The sequence below is a fragment of the Fluviispira vulneris genome, from assembly GCF_014281055.1.
Lineage (GTDB): Bacteria > Bdellovibrionota_B > Oligoflexia > Silvanigrellales > Silvanigrellaceae > Silvanigrella > Silvanigrella vulneris.
Genome location: NZ_JACRSE010000001.1, coordinates 612319 through 630580 on the forward strand (window position 1 = coordinate 612319; position 18262 = coordinate 630580).

The window sequence follows — 18262 nt, forward strand, 5'->3', positions numbered from 1 at the left end:
TCGTATTTTAAACGCATTATATGTATATGCATTTTTTAGAGTTAGGGATTTGGCGGTAAATTATGACAAAGATTAAAAATGAACAATTAATTCTTGCAAGTGCGTCTCCACGTCGTAAGGAAATGCTTAGAGCAAGCGGTATCCCATTTTATATTGTGATTGCTGATATTGAAGAAAAACCTTTAGAAAACGAAGGGGGACACGACTATGTCAAAAGAAATGCACGTGAGAAAGCATTAGCAGTTTCGGAAAAAACTTTAAGTGCTGATTTTATTTTAAGTGCAGATACAATTGTAGTCACACATGAAGATAAAATTCTCGAAAAACCACAAAATAAAGAGCATGCAAAAAAAATGCTTGAAGCACTTTCTGGCAGCACACATCTCGTTTTAAGTGGGTATTCTCTTTTTCAAAATAAAAAAGAAATCGTTTCTCGAGTGATTGAAACTTTTGTTACTTTTAGAAATTTAAGTGCAAGAGAAATTGATGCATATATTAAAACAGGTGAACCTTTTGACAAAGCAGGAGCTTATGGGATTCAAGGGCGTGCAATGGGATTTATTGAAAAAATTGAAGGAAGTTATACAAATGTCATGGGTCTCCCTTTAAGCCAAGTGCTGCTTGATCTCAAAGACTTTGCAGGAATTGAAACCTATACTCAAATCGACGATTAAATATTTTAATAGAGAGATATTAAAATGGAAAATGATATTGAGAAAAACATAAAAGAAATTCAAGATAAAATTAAATATTTAGCTCAGAAGTATAAAAGAAATCCAAATGATATTCAATTGGTTGCAGTCAGCAAACATCATACCTTAGAAAGTATAAAAGCAGCTTATAAATGTGGAATAGAAAATTTTGGAGAAAATTATATTCAAGAGTGGCAAGAAAAAAGCCAAGCTCTAAGCAATTTACCGAATATAAAGTGGCATCTAATTGGCCATATTCAAACAAATAAAGCAAAATCAATCAATTCTCACATACATTGTATACATTCTCTTGATAAATTAAATTTAGCGAAAGAAATTGAAAAAAAATCTCCTTTAGAAAATAAAGTAAAGGTTCTTATTCAGTTGCAGGTTGATAAAAGCGATCAAAATAAATCTGGTATTCCATTTGAAAATGCAAAAGAACTTTGTGGTATGCTTGCACATTCACAAAAAATGGATTTTTCTGGATTTATGGGCATTGGACCAGAAGAAAATGACAAAAGCCGCCTCCGTGATTTATATGCTGAGTTTGCAAAGAATGCTGAAGATCTTTGGAAATCTTTTTCAAATCGACCAAAAGAAAAATATATTTTATCACTTGGCATGAGTTCCGATTACGAAATTGCAATTGAGCATGGAAGCACTCTGTTAAGAATCGGTACTGCGATTTTTGGCAGAAGAAAATAATAATTATTTTTAACTCTCAAAAAAATTCATTTTATATTTTTTATTTTTAAATTTTCTGCTATTAATTATTTAAATAGTATAGTTCTTAAGATTAAAAAATTAGAGGAGTTTATTTTGGAAAACTTATATAATAATGCAAATAACAATACAGCATTTAATAATATCCAATGTGAAAAAATCAATAGCTTTAGAAAAAAACTTTTTTCAAGTATTGAAAATCCTATGCTAGCACAACAGAATGCATTCAAAAGAATTAAAGCACAAGTCGAAGGAACTGAAATCAATAAAGCTCTTAGATTAGATAAAATAGATAATGTTTCAGAATTCATCAAAAAGATTCCAATACAAGAATTCTCTTTTTTTGAACCTTATATTAAAAAAACAATTGATGGCCATTCTGGGCAACTCTTTAGAGGTCGTCCGGTTTTCTATTTGACATCTTCAGCAACAACAGGTGTCAGTAAAATCATTCCTTGCAGCAATGAAATGTTTGAAATTTTTAAAATTTTTCAATGTGAATTGATTTCAATTATGTCTGCATGCTCACCAAATATATCGATGAATTCTATTAATATTTCATTAGGAGCAAGACCTTTTTTAAGAAACATCGACTCTATCCCCCAAGGATATTTAAGCGGAATTCTTGGTGTTAATCCTCCAGATGAATTAAAAAATGGGCGATATCCCTCGGAAAAAGCATTTATGATTGAAGATTATAGTGAACGCTCTTTGAGAATTTATAATGAAACAAAAAATAAAGATGTTCAAATGATTTTTGGACTTCCATGTCATATATTAAATTTAGCTCACGATATTTTAAATATTAGTGGAAAACAAAGTTTAAATGAAATATGGCCAAACTTAAAAGTTCTTGGTTATTCGGGCACTCCAATTGAAAATTATGAACAAGCTTTGTTTAATGCCATTGGACATAAAGTCAGTTGCGTGGGAGCTTATGCAGCAACAGAAGGACCAATGGGTTATGAAATACCTGAATATTCTCATGGTAATCATACTTTTACACCAACTCCTGAGCATGTTGTTTTCTCTTTTACCGACGTCGATCATCCGAATTCTACTCCTCTGGCCCTCGATGAATTAAAAGCAGGAGGAGAGTACAATGTTAATATTTCAAATATGTGTGGTTTGTTACAATACTCGATGAAAGACAGTATAAAAGTTCTCAGTATAGATCCAAGAATTTGTTACAAAGTCTTAGGTCGCAAAGACGCTGTACTTAATATAGCTTCAGAGAAAGTATCACAAAATTCAATTTTGCAAGTGATTGCAGGTTTACAACAAAAACTCAATAAAGTAATCGATCATTTCTTTGTTTACCCTAAAATATATGATCAAAAACCTCGTTATGAATGGATTTTATGTTCTGATAATCTAAAAAATATTTCTCATTTTCAGATACAATGTTTACTTGATGAATTGATGATGGAGGCATCACAAAATTACAAAAATAAAAGATTGGAAAGCGGTGCAATCCAATCCCCATCTGTCCGAATTGTTCCAGCTTATTTAACTAAACAATATTTTATACAAGGAAGTGGTCAAGGACAATTTAAAATGAAAAATGCTTTCCCGAATAAAAGTGATTTTGATGCCTTTTGGCGCGAAAAAATCCCAAATATGGAAAAGCATTTATAATTATTTATTAAAAATAATTTAATAAATAATTTGACATATTTTTATAAATCCCTAAAATATAAATTTGGTATTTTAACAATTTTATATATTTTTAAGGGAGATTGATTGTGTTCAAACTGTTCTTAGTTGCTGCTTATTTAGTCCCTTTAAATGCCATTGCCGGTGGTTTTTTAGCTTGTGTTAATCCAAATGATGAAGATGATTGGGGCTGGGCTCCACCTATCACTGAAATGGAACATGCTCGTTGGGGCACTGGCAATCAATTTATACCAATCAACCACGAAGGTACTTGGATCAACGGTGATCACTATATCAATAAAAGAGGGCACACAGGACTCAGTGCCAATGTAAATACTGAAAAATTTGATCTAAAAACTGTAGAATTGTTTTGTAATGAATTAAAACTGCAATGCCAAAAATTAGGTACTAAATATACCAGTGTTCACGTTAAAGGAATTAAATATTTGCCGTTTAAATTTGGCTATATCAGCTTTTCTTATTATCTAGGAGACAAAAATAATCCTGACACATTTGACACATCTAGAAAAAATTTAAGATCAACTACCTGCCCAAATATGAATTACCCTGATTTCCCAAATGATGGTGGTGTATTTTATATTTTTTAACACAAATTATTGAAATTTATGATACTCAATATCTTCATAAGAAATTGGTATATGATAATTTCCTTTTTCTGCATTTACTCGATGCATTTCCCCATTTTCTATACAAATAACGTCAGGACACAATTGTATTAATGGAGACTTTGCGTCGGTAGAAATCAGAATTGTTGAGTCAACAAATTCCCGTTCAATAAGATCAATAATCCGCATTTCTATCTCTTCTGGAACAGAAACATTATCTAATAATAAAATTTTATTTCCATGCAACAATGCTTTCGCAAACGAAATAAGAACGAGTTCTCCCGACCAAAGCAGTTGATTGGGAAACTCATCCATTTTTGAATTCAAACCATTTCGCAAAATTGCTACAGATTGTGCCATACCAACACGATTCAGCACAGACCAAATTTCTGAGTCGTCAAAATATTCGAAAGGATCTAAATTTTCCCTTAAACTTAAAAAGGGAAAAAATGAATTCAATGAAATATATGCAAAACGATTGCGTAACTCAATTGGATTTATTTTTAATATATCCTCATCATCTAAAAATATTGTTCCCTCTTGAAAAGGAACAAATTGCAATAAAGTTGCAAAAAATGGAGATAATTTAGCATTATCTCCATATTCAAGTATCGCCAATCGAGACGCATGAGAAATAAAGAGATCTAAGTTTTTAATCGGCTTAGGATATGAGTCAGTACCCTGTGAAGTTAACGACATAATACGCAATGTGCCTTTTTGTGGCCAATACTCAGAAGTAGAATAACGAATATCTTCATTTTCTTCGTGCATAATTGAAGTGCGTATTAGATTTTCGAAATGCGGCAAGCACGCAATAAATGTATTCATTTCATTTGTTATATTAAAAATTGCTTGAAAAAATAATATAGTAGCAACAACAACTAAAGTCACTGTCCCCGCAGAAATTACGTCATAAAAAGACACAAAATAAACCAATGAAACACAGACTAAAAAGCAAAAAAAGGCTAAAATAAAAAGAGAAAACTTTACAATAATTTTATCTTTTTCACTCTCAATTTTTTGGGTATTATTAATATCCGCTTGAAATTTTTCTAATAGATAATTGCGCAATGAATAGGAATGCGCTTGGGTATAAAGTGAGAAAAAATATTTTGAAAAATGCGATAGTTTATTCAATTCCAATTTTATATTCGTTAGGGCATGATAAAACTTATTTTTATTAATCAAAATAAAGACTGAAACAAAAGCAATCATACCTAAAATAAGACAAAGTGCAGATAGATTAGTTATTGCTAAGAGAAAGCAACCAGCTAAAAAAAACACACTTCTCACAAGCAAGGAGGTAAAAGTGGAAAAAAGTTTATCTTTTACCAGAGAAAACTCTTCTATATATTGAGCAGTGTAAGATATTTCGTGTTTATGATCTTTAATTAAAATATCATAAACTTTCTTTTCTAATGAAGAACCTAAGAAACTATTGATGCCAGCATTTTTTAAGTGAAAATAGAAAAAACTGACTAAAGAAAAAATTGCGAAAGTACAAAATAACGATACTTGCCAAAAATGTGTCATTCTCTCTTGGAAATATTCGGAAAACAAAATAAAGAAAGCAGAACAGAGAAAAAACTGTGATAAAAGAGCTAAACCAAAACTCGGCCAAGCTCTTTTATCTTTAAAAAAATATTTTACAAAATATTTTAATGAATTAAACACTGATTTATAATAAATATTTTCAACTTTTTTGCCTTCGGCATTTTCAGCAGGATCGTCTAGCTTTTGAGATACATTTAATAAAGGAGATCTAAAGTTTTGCGTTTTCTTTATTTGCTGATATTGAGAAAATTCAAAGCGCCGAGAATCTGCACTTGCATAGTACAATCGAGCATAAGCACCAGATTTTTCTACGAGCGAGCTATGCGCTCCTTGTTCAACAATAATTCCATCTTTCATAACTAGAATCTGATGACAAAGAGAAGCGAATTCTAATTTTTCTGTCACAAAAATACGCACTGAATTTACTAGTTGTTTTTGTAAAGCTTCATTGAAAATATGTGAGGCATCTTCTTTAGAGAGATCAAGAAAAGGATCATTGAAGTAATAATAATCAGCTTTTCCATAAATAGTTCGTGCAATACATATTTTTTTAATGAAACTTTTCGTAAAGATATTCACCGAAGGAAAAACAACTGTTTCATCACCATTTTCCAAAGCATTCATTTCTTCTTCTAGAGCACAGGAACGTATGGTTTCAATATATCTACGACCTTCAAATTCTCTTCCTAAAATAATATTTTCTCTCAATGTTCCTTCAAACAAAATATTCATTTTGGATAAAATCTCAAAATTCTGCGCAAATGAAGCTTCACCGCTGACTAAATGCAATTCTCCAGCACAGGCATTGAGGAATGCTGACTTTCCTGCTGACTTATGTCCAACAACGGCAATAAGTTGTCCTGGTTTAGTCTCAAAGGACAAATTATAAAGACACAGACCCTCTGGGGAAAAAAAAGACGCATTTTGTAAATAAAGTTTAGAAGAATTTGTTTTTTTATTTTTTGGATCGTTAAGAATATTTTCCCACTCTTGCTCCCAATTTTCTTGTATTTTTGAATCTTTCGAAAAGTTTTGCTTTAATAAAATAGGAAAACGATACTTTTCAAAAAGATTTTTCCATTCTTTACTTGTTGAAAGAAGATAAAGAGTATTTGCATAAAAATGTGCGACTAAAATAAAAAGTATGACTAGTTTAGTTAAATCAGAAGACGACATACTTTTATTGAGATAAGCAAAAATAGCTAAACTTGGTATTGCAATAACAAAACCTGAAGCATAATAAATAACGCGAGAAAAAGCGATATTTTTAAGTATACCCTTACTAATCTTTTGTGCATACTCCTGTGATAGATTTATTTTCCTTAAAAAAAAGGATTCCATAGCTAAATAGCGCACTCTATTTCCATAAGAAAAAATTTTCTTTAGCAACTCACTTCTAAACAAGGATAGCTGAGAAATTTTTTGAAAAATATGTGTAAGTTTACTATTGCTAAAATACTGAAATACGAATAGAGAAAGAAGTAAAGCAAGTGGAACAAAGAATATATTACCCATTATCTTATAAATTAAATAATATGCAACAAAAAGAGCTGGAATAGAAAAGAATCCTATTAAAATCTTAGGAAAAAAAGCGCATTTATCAATTATTTGCTCATCATTTCCGTTGATAAAATTTCTATATAAAAACTGACTGGAGTTTTTTTCTGAGTTTTCACAAATTTTTGCAATTAATAATAATGAATGATATTTAATCACTCGAGCCCATTGTATTAAAACTTTATTTTTTACATACAAGATAAAGGAAAATAACACAATGAATAACAATAAATAAACAGAAGCCGTGAACAAACGTGCCTGTGCAATAGGGGATGTAGAACGCAAAAAGAATTGCAAATAAAAATCAATTGCATATGGAAAACATAATATAAATGATAACAAAAATGTTTGTATAACTGAAACAAATAATATCTGCCGTCTGTATGTATAAAAAAATAACCACCAAAAAGATTTTTTACTATTCTCTACTTTTCGAAAAATATCATCTGTAGAATCTAAATTTTTTGCAGAAATAAAATCTTTAACGAATACAAACCAAGAGTTTTTTTTATGAAATCCAAACATATTCGTATTTCAACCTTTTCGTTGTTAGCAAAAAAATAGTAATTAGAAAATACAAAACAACTGCTATAACATTTGCAGGACCAGACATCCACCAATGACCAGATTCTATAACAAAACGTGAGGCAATGACATAATAGACTATATTTTGAATTGATGCTGCAAGCAATACTGGAACAAGAGATCTATTTGCATTATTTATTTGCAATTCATTTGTAAGCATAGCTTCACTTTTTCTTTCAGGCAACGAAAGCCAAAAATAAAATGCAGACAATGAAATAAGCAAAACCAACCAACATAAAATATATCTTATATTTTGGAGACCACCTCCTAAATAACCAAACCATAAAAAAGGTAACAAAATAATAAACTGAAGCAGGCCAGCAAGCAACCATGGAAATGGAAGAGATGCACTCTTAGCGATTTCAATAAAAAAGCCACGCAATGAGATTTCAAAAGCAAATGAAACCACTATGCAATAAAAAACAGCAGGTAACCACGCTGAAAAAAGCAAAAATAATGCTGATGCAATATGATCGCCTTCCATATGCAAAGCGAGAGTTGGTTCATCGATATTAATAGTAAGTAAATATTGGCTTATATATAAAGCAATTGAAGCCACTATGGATGGAATTAGAAAAGCCCAAATGATTTTTTTAGAAAAATTTGGAATAAATAAATAATTTTTTATAGGAATTTTTAAAAACAAAGAAATAAAAAAACCCAATATAAAAGGTATCAAAGATATAAGTAAAAATACAGTTAAAATATAATTTTGTTTTGTTAAGTTATCGTTTAGATAAATTTGTGCACACCATGTTATAGATATAGTTATTAAAATATAGATTAGAGTCACAATTCGATATTTATTTTTGTTTTCTTGCCATTTTATCTTTGTAATCAGCTGTAAATTTTTCAATGCCTTTTTCCTGAAATTCTTTTAATATTTTCTTCTCAGCAAGCAGATCGAGCTCATCGGTTGCTAAAGCAGCCTGAAAACAGCTTAATGCACTTGCAATATTGCCGTCTCGATAGTACGCCATTCCAAGATTAAAATAAACGTGCCCTTTGAATTTATCAAAAAATTGCAAAGCATTTTCATAAAATAAAATTGCTTCTTTTACTTTTCCATTTCGCACCAATGCAACGCCCTTGTTGTTGTAAAAACTTGCGAGCGTGCGGCTTTCAAAATTTCCTTCTATTTTTTCAAAAAAAGATTTGGCTTTATCAAAATTTCCATTCACAGAATTGGCTTTTGTCATACCTATGAGAGCATCTTTATGGGCAGGATCTGCATCTAAAGCCTCATTATATTTTTCTTCAGCTCCAGCAATATCATCTAAACCCAGCAACGCATCTCCCACCATTACTTTATGATTTAAGTTGTTTGGACTTTTATTTTCTAATTTTTGATATATCAACAATGCCTCATCAAAACGCCCCACCATGCAAAGAGCTTTTCCTAATGTATTTAAAGATTTTAAATTCTCTTCCGCTGGATTCTCTTGTTTATTTTTGAAAAAGTTTTTTAAAAACTCGACGGCTTCTCCATATTGTTTTTTTAAAATTCGTATTTCACCACCTAAATAAACATAGCGAGGATTTTTATTGATTTCGTCTTCTATCCCAGGAGTTTTTAAAAGTTCATCACATTCAAGAATTTTTTCTTCATTTAATAAATGATGCAATTCTTTTAATTTTAAAGTGGTTGATTTCGACTGATTGTAATCCGCTCTCACAACTTCCATCATTTTTAAATAATCATTGGCATTCACAGGTTTAATAATGCTGTGGTAAACATCAAGCTCAACCATTAAAAATGAATCTTCAGGAGTGATCACCTGTGAACAAACAACAAATTCAATGTGATCATAAAGAGGATCACGTCTTAAGCGTTGAATAAAAACATATCCTGACATATCTGTCATTTGCCAATCAAATGCAACAATTTGAATGCTTGCAGACTCTTTTGCTAGAATCTCAAGAGCTTCTTTGGCGGATGCTGAGTTCTTTACCTCAAAATTTCCACTTTTAGTCAACACACCCATAAAGAAAGTACGCAAATCGGATTTTTCTTCAACGATAAGAACACAGACCTTATCCCCGCCACTTGTATTTGCCTCCCCGTCAGCCATTCTCCTCTCCAAATAAGTAAAAAAGCCCCCTTCTGAAGCGTCTTTCGATTATCGGCTAAGAATATTAAATCTCTAGAGAAAAGTATATGGATCAACATCTATCCGGAGAATTTGCCGATTGATTTCCTTATCCAGAAAGACTTCGGTTGGAAATAAATGTGCAGGATGTAATTTCTTTTGAGAGGAGATACAAAGTTGAACACGGAATTCGTTATTTATTTTTTCAAGGGCTGCAATATAAGGACCAGCCAAGCGCACTTCATTTTCAGTGTAATTATTTTCAGCCCAAAACTTAATTAAATAATTTTTAAGTTTCGTTATCATTGAAAAGGCTGTTTCTTTATTTTTGTGACGAATCTCACACAGTATTTGGCGAGAAAAAGGTGGGTGAAAACCCAACTGGCGCAAATGCATTTCCCGCTCCCAGTAAGCTTCTATATCATTTTTTAAAGACATTTCTATAATCGGATGGCCGAGGATAAGCGATTGCAAGACAACTTTACCTGGTTTGCTCCCACGCCCAGCTCGACCCATGGCTTGGGTGAGAAGCTGAAAGGTTCTCTCTGATGACCGGAAATCTGGAAGAAACAAAGCATCTTCTACATGTAAAATAACCACCAGTGTGACTTTAGGAAAGTCATGCCCCTTGGCAAGCATTTGAGTTCCAACCAGGCAATCGGTGTGGCCAAGACGGAAGTCATCAATTATTTCAGTTACTCTGCTATTGCTGGTCAAAACATCACGGTCCAATCGTGCTATGCGCATGGCTGGAATCATGGCCGCAATACGCTCTTCAATATTTTGTGTCCCAATCCCGTGATCGAGAAACTCTGTTCCATTACAGCTGAGACAAGTCTTTCTTCTTGTCACTTTAAAATTGCAATAATGACATATTTCAGTACGCCCCCCTTCATGTAACGTTGTGCTAACAGAACACCGAGGGCAACTGAGTGGTGTAGAACACTGAGTGCATATTGCAAAATTAACATAACCACGTCGATTGATTATGACTATACTTTGTTCACCCAACTCCTTATTTTCTCTGAGAAGAGAACATACTTCCTGAGAAATTCCATTATTTTGAAAGGACAATTGGGTTGACTTCGTTGCATAACTCAATCTTTTTTGCGAATAACTTCCTAATAATTCTTTTTTGCTATCAACAATTAAGCTTTCCACTTGATTGCCAGAAAATTTATTTTTTAAGCTTAAATATTTATATTTTTCTTTTTTTACATTATACATACTTTCTATGGATGGAGTTGCTGATCCTAAAATGCACAAGGCATTTTCCTTTTTCGCACGCACAACAGCTATATCTCTTGCATGATAAGTTGGGAATTCATGGGATTTATAACTGCCATCATGTTCCTCATCCACAATAATAACACCAATATTTTCCAATGAACAAAAAACAGCGGTGCGTACACCTAAAACAACTTTTGCATATCCATAATGCACACGAAACCAATCTCTTTCATATTCTACTTTGGTAAGACCTGAGTGTAGAATTGCTAAATCACTTTTAAACACAGCACGAAATCTTGCACTCATTTGGGGGGTCAAAACTATTTCCGGCACAAGAATAAGTACATTTTTATTTTGTTGAATAATATACTGGGCAATTTTTAAATAAATTTCAGTTTTTCCAGACCCAGTTACACCGTGCAAAACATAGATAGCGGATAAATCAGTTAATATAGAATCATATACTTTATATTGTTCTTCATTTAAAAGAATTTCACTGCGTTCTGCTAATAAAATTTCACCTTTAATTTTGTGAATATTCTTTTTATTATTTAATTGACTGTCATTTAATTTGAGTTTTTCTAATCTTTTTTCTAACAATTGATGCTTTGCCACATCCCAAATAAAACTGGGCGCAACAATAGAAATTATTTTTTCAATTGAAGTTAAATAATAATCTGCTGTCCATTGCAAAACAGAAAATAAATTTTCACTCAATACATTCATAAATGGTAGAATACCCAAAATGGGAACACAATTAAATTCTGGTTTTACACAAAACTCTAAAAAAACCCCAACATATTTCTTAACGACTCCCCCTTTTCGCACAGTGAGAAGACAAAATGTTCCTTTAGTTAAGGAAATATATTCTTGTGGAATAGAATAAGTTAACAACAACCCCGTTTGCGCAACAACTAAAAATTTTCCATATTTAATTTCATTTTCTGCATTCAACATCTTTTCATCTCAATTTTGACAGAATAGATAAAACAAGGATAACTATTCCTAGCATCACTTTGGGAAATCTCTGCGAACTCCCATTTTACCCGGAGACTGTATGAACCTACCACGCTACGCTTTTTTCGATTTCGACGGCACTCTCATTTGCCAAGACTCTTTCCTGACACTTTTACACAAAGGTCTCAAGCACGAGCCATGGAGAATTTTATTCCTTGTCGCACTCTCTCCGATACTTATTCTCACTTTTATATTTAAACTCAACAAAACGGCTGCAAAATCGGCTCTGCTCTGGAGTCTCACGGTTGGAAAAAGCAAACGGAATGCCGTGCGCTTTTTACGCTCGACTATTGTTGAAGAAAACAAAAATATTTGGTTTAAAGAAGTCAATCCCACATTTGAAAAATTACGCAAAGAAGGTGTTGAAATCGTTGTTGTGACAGCCTCAGGTCAGACTTGGGTGCGCGCTATGCTCAGCGCCAACGGGCAAAAATGCAAAACTGTGATTGGCTCAAAACTCACCTTTTTTGCCGGCGGCGTCGTACTGAAATCAAGAAATTGTTATGAAGAAGAAAAAATCAAGCGTATTCACCAAGCACTTGGCCAACAATTCGTCTGGCACAGTGCATGGAGCGATCATATAGCAGACCTTCCCATGCTCATTCGTTCAAATGAGCGTTATATCGTTTGTCCCAAAGACAAACATATTGCTATTTTTACCAAAGAATTAGACAAAAAATTCAAACTTCTCGCTTGGAATTGCTAATTGCTTGACTATAAGAGGATAAGGCAAGTTCCTAAATTCTATTTGACTCACACTGGAAATGCGCTGAAAAAAAGGCATTGTTATTCTATTCTCACTCAAGACTTTTCTTACCATATATTTATCACGGCAGTTGACAATCGCTGCCACATCGCAATGAGGCAATTTAAGATGTTTGGCAGCTTTTGAGACCGCCTCTAAGTGATAGTCACCGAAGGTTATTAATCCATCGATGTTTTTGCAGGCAAGACAACTTATAATTTTCATCCAATCATATGTGTTCTCACACAGCACAATATCATGAAAACCATCAACATATTTTTTTCCGCTTGAGCCAGACCTTTCTAAATAAAAGTCTAGGGATTCCGTAACAAATATCACTTGGTAACCAAGTTCGACTGCTTTATGTACATTAGAGAGACCTAATTCCGAGGCCGTTGTTTCAACAAAAGCTATTGTTTTCATCATATCTCTATCTATTTAATTAAAGATTTGTCACTGAGACTCACACCAAAGAATCCCAACATGGATTGCTTAAATAATGCTTACATCGTTTTCCTCCTCTCCATTTGTGTTCGTTGAGTCCATAACGCTATCTATTTATGTTCATTGATTTCTGAGCTCTAACACAACAAAGATGTGTCGTAAATTGCGTGTTAACAATCGGGAGTTCAAAGTGGGATCTCTTCATTACAATATCGCTTGAAACTCCTTGCAAGATTATAAAAATAAAGCTTTTTTTTAAAAAACGGCAATATAGTGATTATTGAGTAGACATTCGTTAAAATACTCATAGCTGAGAAAACGCAGGCACAAAATTTATCTCATGAAGGAAATTCTATGCTTATCCGTAAAGCAAAACCTGAAGATATTCCTCGCATCGCTCAAATTCATGTCAAAAGTTGGCAAACCACTTATAAGGGCATTCTCCCTAAAAAATATCTCGAAAGCCTATCTGAAAAAAATAAAGAACTCGAATGGCAAAAGTTGGGTTTGGATTATCCAAATGGTCAAGGCATCACTTGGGTCCTCGAAAATGAAGGAGAAGTTTTTGGCTTTGCCAATGCAGGACCACAAAGGGATCCTCCTATTGCAGGTCATGGTGAGGTTTATTGTATTTATATTTTAAAAGAATTTAGAAGGATGGGGGGAGGACAGCTTCTCATCAAAGAAATTGTCAAATACTTTAAATCAAAAGGTTATCACTCTGCTTCTGCCCTTATTTTAAAAGGCAATCCTTTCACAGATTTTTATAAAATGATTGGCGCCGAACCGACCGAAGAACGCCCTTTTAAACTCGATGGAATGGATCTTATTCAAATTCTTTATTTATGGAAAAATATTAAATAAAACTATTTAAAATAATAACAGTCCGCTGGATTAATGCTGTTAATAGGACATAATGTTAAAGTGTCACTTGATTTTTGATATTTATAATTACTTTTTAATAAGACAACATTACATATTGCAAATGCTTTTCCTGTATTCAATAAACTGCTTGCAGCAACAGGATCTTCAAAATAGAATACTCGGAACAAGTTAATAAAATCTTTTGTTGCAATGTTACTTTTACTTACATTTGTAATTGTTCCAGAACTTTGCTCGCCATTAATATCTGCTGAAATAGAACATATAGTTTTGTCATAACCTGTGGCTGAAGCAACAATTGCAAAAGTTTCATTGTTATTGAACTTATTTTGCGAGAGATTTAATTCGACTACACCGGTGTTAATTTTTTTTCCTGTGTCTTTATTAATAGAATTGTTCCAGTTAGAAAATAAATTCTTTCCCCCTTGTTTATCGCCACAGGATACTGTAATTAAAACAAAAAACATTCCCAAAATACATTTACAAAGATTGTTTTTCATATAAGCCCTCAATATTACAAAGTAAATATAAAATATGCTTTGTAAACAACTTATAAATCTTTTCTAAAGTAACATAAATTGATATTTTTTACTATCTATTAATTTTTAATTTTTTTATTAATAATTTTAATATCTTAAATCAAAAAATTCTTCATTTCTATTTAAAATGTATATTTATTATCTGTGCGTTCAAAAAACTCCTATATATTTATAAAAAACTGAATTCATAACTATAAGGAAAAGAAAATACAAACGATTAATTTCCAGGAGTTTTAAAAACACATATTATTTAACTTACTTTATTAACTGAGCTAATAATTCAGGACTGATTGGACCCATATTTCTAAATGTTAAATAGTGATCATTTGTATACCAACGATTTCCGTTTAATTTATTTACAACCACACGTTTTGCATCTCTAGACTGATCTTTATCTCTTGGATCAAGTGGGATGTCGATTTCATAAAACTCTCCAGTTTCATTTATTCTTCTTTCATAATTCATAAATCTTTTAGCGGTTTTAAAGTCAATTTTTTCAGAAGCGTTATAAGCACGGGCAGGAATTCCCATTTTCCGAATTGTACTATTTCTTAAACTTCCAGTGCGATGGAATTCGCTTCCACCGCTATTCAAATCGGACATTGAGACTGCTTTTGCCATGCTCGCATAAGATGGCATTTGTGGTCCTTGAGCCGAATTATGAGCTTCGGGTGTTAAGCCTTCACCAATAGATGTTTGCTCAATTGAATGCACTGCTCCCATTGCTATTTCACCAACGCCTGCAGAACTTTCTCCTACCAGAACTCCTGGTTTTTCTATGGGGCCTGAAGTCAATGTATCTAAAGCTATTTGCCCAATAAGACTGCCTACTGACATTGTGTCAGTTATTAATCCCGAGGGATAATGCCAGTTTGGACAAATTATATTATCGGCAATGACATATCCCCAATCCGTGATAGCTATTGAATAGCCAGCAGCACCAACATAATGAAAAGATGGTCCAAAAGAATTTGTGCAATGATTCACCAATTCACGACATTTAGAAATTCCTCTCTGCGAAGCTGCGTCTGAAGGAAAAAAGTCATAATTATTATTATGCTGACTCAGACTGGCACGTTTTTTGCGATTTAATCCTTTAATTTTTATACCATAAAAAATATTTTCATCCGTCTGATGCATATTATCTTCTGCAAAATCTAATTTTAAAGCACTGTGCAACATGACAGGAGCATTTACGATATTTAAAGACCCATGCAACCAATAATATTCTTTTTCTTGATGATTTTGTTGTGAACTTGGTTTATAAGCCCAATGCCATTCTGATTTATCATTTGAACAAAATAAGTATGATCCAGCAAAAGCGATTGATGGAGAAGATAGTAGTGCAATAAAGAAAGAAATTTTTTTAATATGAACTTTCATTTTTTATCCTATAATAAATATTTAGCAAATGATTTTTATATTTATAAAAATTTAAAATATCAAATATATATATTTAAAATTTTATTTATATACTTGCATTTCTTGATATATTTTCTATTTTATTAATATGTTATGCATGATTAATTTTGTCGCAAAAAATTTATTATTTAAAAATTTGCTTAAATTTTTTATATAATTTAAGCAAATTTTTAAAAATATATACCAAGTAAACAAAAAACATAAATTTAAATATTATATTAAAGATATAGTTAAAGAAGTCAATTCTTCTTGCAGGACGCACAAGAGAAAGATCACCTTAAAGAGCTAGCTGAGTATTGCTACAGCTATAAGCAATACCATCTAAAAGAATGGAACTTCATTTATTAGAAATTGTTTCACGTTATGTACTTTAATTTACTCAAAACACATCATAAATCCACTCACTTCCACAGTTGAACCATTTTTCAATATCAAGTAATCGCTGTTTTACAATTTTCTCAGTTGCTCCTTCAACTACAAAAGAAGCAATATTATCTGTACTTTTCATTGCAGCAGTATAATTTTGGCCAATTTTTCCAGTAACGTTATATTCTACAACCCATTCCGGTAGATCGAGGCTGGCAAATTTTTTAATTATTCCATTTTGTGGAGGAATTAATATAAATCCTGAGAGTTTATTTGCTCCTTGTGGAAATTGCATTTCTTTATAGGAATCAATCCCACATTGACTTTGAATCCAGAATTAATCAATATTAATTCCATATGAGTGTTCAATAACTTGTCTTATTTTTCCTCCACCACTTCGGCTTGCAATTTCACACAATATAAGATTATCATCTAGTGTATGAAATATTTCAGCATGAAATGCCATATTTTTAAGCGAGGGTAGAGCTTTTATAACTCTCTGGGTAAAGTCTATCAGTCTGGTAAAAAGTTTATTATCGATATGCAATGTGTGACTTTTGAGTGATTTTTTATTTTGAAATTCGAGACAACCTGTTTCATAAACAGATGGGGATGCAAAGATAAGTTCATGATTTAAGTACAACCCATCCACATGATACATCTTTCCATCTATGAATTCTTCTAAAATTGTATTTGCGAAAGAACTGACTTGAAAAAGATCACTTGGATTATTTAATTTTAAAGTATTTAAGGAACCTGAACCATCCTTTGGTTTTAAGATTAAAGGAAATCCATGTATTTCTGCAAATGCAATAGCATCATTTAATGCCTTCGGTTCACAATAATGCGCAACAGGAATATTCTGACTGTGCAAAATATTTTTCATAACAACTTTATTTCTATAAGGCAAAGCTTGCGTATAGCTTTGCCCATGGAGAATAAATTCATCTCTTAATTGTGCACAGCGTAATATATCGCACTCTGATTTCCCCAGAATGGTTTTAATCTTATATTCCGTAATAATGGGACGGGCATATTCCATTAATTTCTCATTGTCTTCATACTGAGAAAACTTTTTTATTTCTGTAAATTTTGTATGAGTGGCATTGTATTCATTGTCACAGATTAAAAATAATTCCTCTTTTAAAGAAGAAAGCCATTCACCATAAGGGATATGTTTATTATTCGCATTGCTTAAAATAAAATTTCCATGGTTCATTACTCTCCAAGTCTGTTCCCTTAATGCCCTAATTCTTTTTCTTTAACGTCCTTTGTGTTTCCTTACCCAAAGCATAAGCTGCTCTAAAGCTTCAGTGGCAGCTTTTTTATTATAGCTTTCTCTATAATCAGCAAAAAAACCATGGTCCGCATCAGGATAAACTATTATTTTCGATCCGCTCTTGCCTTTTTCTAAGGCTTTTTCCATCTGCGCAATATGATCCCAAGTGATATATTTATCTTTGCCACCATAAAGTCCAAGCACGGGTACAGTTAATGTTGGTGCAATATCTATGGCGGATTGCGGTTGCACAGGAGACGTCCCCGACAGAGGTCCATAAAAGGCAATTCCTGTTTTAATTTTTGGATTGTGACTTGCATAGAGCCATACTGTCTTTCCACCCCAGCAAAAACCAACAATATTTGTTTGAGCTAAATTCGCTTTTTTAGAGTTTTTAATAAAATTTAAAGTAGCGTCAATATCTCCATTGACTTGTCCAGTTGTTACTTTAGATACCACCTTAGACATGATTTCTGGAATATCTTTTAACTTGGTAACATCGCCTTGTCTGTAATAAAGATTTGGAGCAATAACAAAAAAACCTTCTTTAGCAAATCTGCGACATACATCGCGAATGTGTTCGTGTAAGCCGAAAATCTCATGGCAGACTACGAGTACTGGAAATGGTCCATTGCCTGTCGGTATAACTTGATAAGCTGGTATTTTATCTTTCCCAACGGGCACTTGCACATCACTTGCCTCAATTCCACTTAAATTCGTCGAAATTGCCGAATGAGCAATAGGCATAACGGCTAAGGCAAAACCCGTTGTTAAAGCTGTTTTAACAACAAAATCACGTCTATCAATTTGTCCATCTTTACCAGTCTCATTTTGATCTGTCATAATGACTCC

The 18262-nt window shown here is 32.5% G+C and carries 16 protein-coding genes; 6 read left to right on the forward strand and 10 right to left on the reverse strand.

Translation table 11 applies throughout. The features are described from left to right. Window positions 1-62 precede the first annotated feature (62 nt). The 4 genes from H7355_RS02395 to H7355_RS02410 all read left to right on the forward strand — a co-directional run bounded on the left by H7355_RS02395 (window position 63) and on the right by H7355_RS02410 (window position 3682). Window positions 63-674 carry a Maf family protein gene (locus H7355_RS02395; protein WP_186644727.1) on the forward strand — a complete coding sequence of 204 codons (612 nt, stop codon included), beginning with the start codon at window positions 63-65 and terminating at the stop codon, window positions 672-674. 24 nt (window positions 675-698) lie between these two features. Further along, entirely contained in the window at window positions 699-1400 is a 702-nt protein-coding gene (locus H7355_RS02400) for a YggS family pyridoxal phosphate-dependent enzyme (protein WP_186644729.1), read from the forward strand. Window positions 1401-1514: 114 nt separating this feature from the next. Beyond that, a complete protein-coding gene (locus H7355_RS02405; RefSeq protein WP_186644731.1) occupies window positions 1515-3056 on the forward strand; it encodes a GH3 family domain-containing protein in 1542 nt (513 codons plus the stop codon). 107 nt (window positions 3057-3163) lie between these two features. Beyond that, window positions 3164-3682 (forward strand): hypothetical protein, encoded by a 519-nt coding sequence (locus H7355_RS02410; protein WP_186644733.1) that lies wholly within the window; start codon window positions 3164-3166, stop codon window positions 3680-3682. 6 nt (window positions 3683-3688) lie between these two features. Here H7355_RS02410 and H7355_RS02415 read toward each other — a convergent pair whose 3' ends face one another. The 4 genes from H7355_RS02415 to priA all read right to left on the reverse strand — a co-directional run bounded on the left by H7355_RS02415 (window position 3689) and on the right by priA (window position 11673). Next, window positions 3689-7336: an ATP-binding cassette domain-containing protein gene (locus H7355_RS02415; protein WP_186644741.1), complete on the reverse strand. Its 3648-nt coding sequence runs from the start codon at window positions 7334-7336 to the stop codon at window positions 3689-3691. After that, window positions 7320-8252, reverse strand: a complete 933-nt coding sequence (locus tag H7355_RS02420; RefSeq protein WP_186644742.1) for a hypothetical protein — start codon at window positions 8250-8252, stop codon at window positions 7320-7322. Before H7355_RS02420 ends, H7355_RS02415 begins: the two co-directional genes overlap by 17 nt. Further along, a complete protein-coding gene (locus H7355_RS02425) occupies window positions 8200-9468 on the reverse strand; it encodes a tetratricopeptide repeat protein (RefSeq protein WP_186644746.1) in 1269 nt (422 codons plus the stop codon). The genes H7355_RS02420 and H7355_RS02425 overlap by 53 nt, the downstream gene beginning before the upstream one ends. A gap of 72 nt (window positions 9469-9540) precedes the next feature. Beyond that, the gene (gene priA, locus H7355_RS02430; RefSeq protein ID WP_186644747.1) at window positions 9541-11673 is read right to left on the reverse strand and encodes a replication restart helicase PriA; all 2133 of its coding nucleotides are present in this window, start codon (window positions 11671-11673) and stop codon (window positions 9541-9543) included. 100 nt (window positions 11674-11773) lie between these two features. On the opposite strand from priA, the gene H7355_RS02435 reads away from it, so the two are divergent. Continuing rightward, window positions 11774-12439 (forward strand): HAD-IB family phosphatase, encoded by a 666-nt coding sequence (locus H7355_RS02435; RefSeq protein ID WP_186644749.1) that lies wholly within the window; start codon window positions 11774-11776, stop codon window positions 12437-12439. Here H7355_RS02435 and H7355_RS02440 read toward each other — a convergent pair. Then, the gene (locus H7355_RS02440; protein WP_186644751.1) at window positions 12401-12901 is read right to left on the reverse strand and encodes a hypothetical protein; all 501 of its coding nucleotides are present in this window, start codon (window positions 12899-12901) and stop codon (window positions 12401-12403) included. The genes H7355_RS02435 and H7355_RS02440 overlap by 39 nt on opposite strands. 375 nt (window positions 12902-13276) lie before the next feature. On the opposite strand from H7355_RS02440, the gene H7355_RS02445 reads away from it, so the two are divergent. Then, entirely contained in the window at window positions 13277-13786 is a 510-nt protein-coding gene (locus H7355_RS02445; RefSeq protein WP_186644759.1) for a GNAT family N-acetyltransferase, read from the forward strand. A 2-nt stretch (window positions 13787-13788) separates the two neighbouring features. On the opposite strand, the gene H7355_RS02450 is transcribed toward H7355_RS02445, so the two are convergent. The 5 genes from H7355_RS02450 to H7355_RS02470 all read right to left on the reverse strand — a co-directional run bounded on the left by H7355_RS02450 (window position 13789) and on the right by H7355_RS02470 (window position 18253). Further along, window positions 13789-14304 carry a hypothetical protein gene (locus tag H7355_RS02450; RefSeq protein ID WP_186644761.1) on the reverse strand — a complete coding sequence of 172 codons (516 nt, stop codon included), beginning with the start codon at window positions 14302-14304 and terminating at the stop codon, window positions 13789-13791. Between the two features lie 294 nt (window positions 14305-14598). Beyond that, window positions 14599-15726, reverse strand: a complete 1128-nt coding sequence (locus tag H7355_RS02455; protein ID WP_186644763.1) for a ribonuclease domain-containing protein — start codon at window positions 15724-15726, stop codon at window positions 14599-14601. Between the two features lie 418 nt (window positions 15727-16144). Next, window positions 16145-16426, reverse strand: coding sequence for a hypothetical protein (locus H7355_RS02460; protein ID WP_186644765.1), 282 nt, complete (start codon window positions 16424-16426; stop codon window positions 16145-16147). Window positions 16427-16468: 42 nt separating this feature from the next. Further along, a complete protein-coding gene (locus H7355_RS02465) occupies window positions 16469-17350 on the reverse strand; it encodes an ATP-grasp domain-containing protein (protein ID WP_186644767.1) in 882 nt (293 codons plus the stop codon). A gap of 42 nt (window positions 17351-17392) precedes the next feature. Beyond that, window positions 17393-18253, reverse strand: a complete 861-nt coding sequence (locus tag H7355_RS02470) for a dienelactone hydrolase family protein (RefSeq protein WP_186644769.1) — start codon at window positions 18251-18253, stop codon at window positions 17393-17395. Between the last annotated feature and the right edge of the window lie 9 nt (window positions 18254-18262).